Origin of the sequence: Mesorhizobium sp. M4B.F.Ca.ET.089.01.1.1 (assembly GCF_004022605.1) — a bacterium.
Classification (GTDB): domain Bacteria; phylum Pseudomonadota; class Alphaproteobacteria; order Rhizobiales; family Rhizobiaceae; genus Mesorhizobium; species Mesorhizobium abyssinicae.
In genome coordinates, this window is record NZ_RZOS01000787.1 from 1 (window position 1) to 1,563 (window position 1,563).

1 protein-coding gene is annotated in these 1,563 nt (G+C 65.2%); it reads left to right on the forward strand.

Annotated features, from left to right (window positions below; all coding sequences use genetic code 11):
• Nucleotides 1-1,336: plasmid partitioning protein (locus EN780_RS33875; protein WP_128276427.1), on the forward strand; the 1,336-nt coding region annotated here is incomplete at its 5' end.
• Between the last annotated feature and the right edge of the window lie 227 nt (nucleotides 1,337-1,563).

Consider the following 1,563-nt stretch of genomic DNA (forward strand, 5'->3'; position numbering starts at 1 on the left):
GGCCAGGGGCGACATGCCCAACGAGGGCCAGCTGCGCACCATCGCTTCCGCCTCGCTCGACGAGCAGAAAGAAGTCTGGAAGAAGCACAAGCCATCGAAAGCCGATCCGCAGGTGTCGTGGTGGAGTGTGGCGCAGGGCCTCACAAAGACCCGCATGTATGCGCGCGATGCAAGCTTCGGCGACGACCTGGCGCAGGCCTATGGCATCGCCTGGGTCGAGGACTTGTTCGCGCCAGCCGATGAGGATAGCCGCTATACGATCGACGTCGAGGCTTTCCTCGGCGCCCAGCAGGAGTGGATGACGAACAATCTGCCCAGGAAGGGCGTGCTCGTCGAAGTCAACGGCTGGGGCCAGCCGGAACTGCCGAAGAAGGCCGAGCGCCTCTATGGCAAGCCGGGCAAGGGCGACCACACCGGCATGTATCTCGACCGCGATGGCAAGGTGCAGACCGTGCACTATCGCATGCCGGACCCCAAGCCTGCTGCAGGGAAAACGGGCGCGGTCGCCGACGGCTCCAACGAGGCCGAGGAGGATGTAGGCGGCGCGAAGTCGCGGCCGGAGGTCACGCAGAAGGGCCATGACATGATCGGCGACTTCCGCACCGATGCGCTGCACGAGGCGCTGGCGCGCGCGCCGATCGAGGACGACATGCTGATGGCGCTCATGGTCATTGCCTTTGCCGGGCAAAATGTCCGGGTCGACTCCGGCGCCAACGATCATGTGTTCGGGCCGAAGCGCTTCAAGCGCCATGTGGCGCGGCTCTTCACCGAGGACGGGCGGTTTTCCTTCGACATGGAGAGGGTGCGGGTCGCTGCGCGCTCCATGCTGGTCGAGGTTCTGTCCTGCCGGCGCGGCATGTCGAACAGCGGCGTCGTCTCCCGCATCGCCGGCGAAGCGATCGGTGCCGACGGGTACCTGCCGAATATGGGCACCGAAGACTTCCTCGCCTGCCTGTCGCGCCAGGCGCTCGAGGCTGCGGCCAGTGGAGCCGACATCCAGCCGCGGCCGCGGGTGCGTGAGACACGCTCAGCCCTCGTCGAGCACTTCAAGGCCGAGGCGACCTTCGTTCATCCCGCCGCCCTCTTCGCGCCCGATCCGCTCGATATCGCGGATCTGATGCGGCAGGCAGATGATGCGGACGAGCATGGCGCCGCCGATGATGCAGGCGGCGACAGTGTCGACGCTGCGCCCATCGCTGACGTGAATTTCGACGACACTGATATCGCCGATGAACACGGCGCTACGGAGCCGGAACTGGTCGACGCCGACATTCCGGAGGACACCTCAGACGGGCTTGCCGAAGAGCATTCTGCCTACGGCATCGCGGCGGAATAGCCGCCGCCCTTCTCCTTTCCGAATGATCACCGCCGCCGGCACCCCCCGGCGGCGCTTTCGTTTTCGCGCACCGCAGAAACCAGAGGAGTTCCAATGTCTGCGTCACTCGTCTTCGATCTCGCCCCGATCGGCTCACTCGTCTCCTGGTCGGATGGCACGCCCCGCCCGCCCGAACGCTTCCGCAACAAACTTGCCAACTGGGAATTATGCTGAGGTCAGCATAAGTT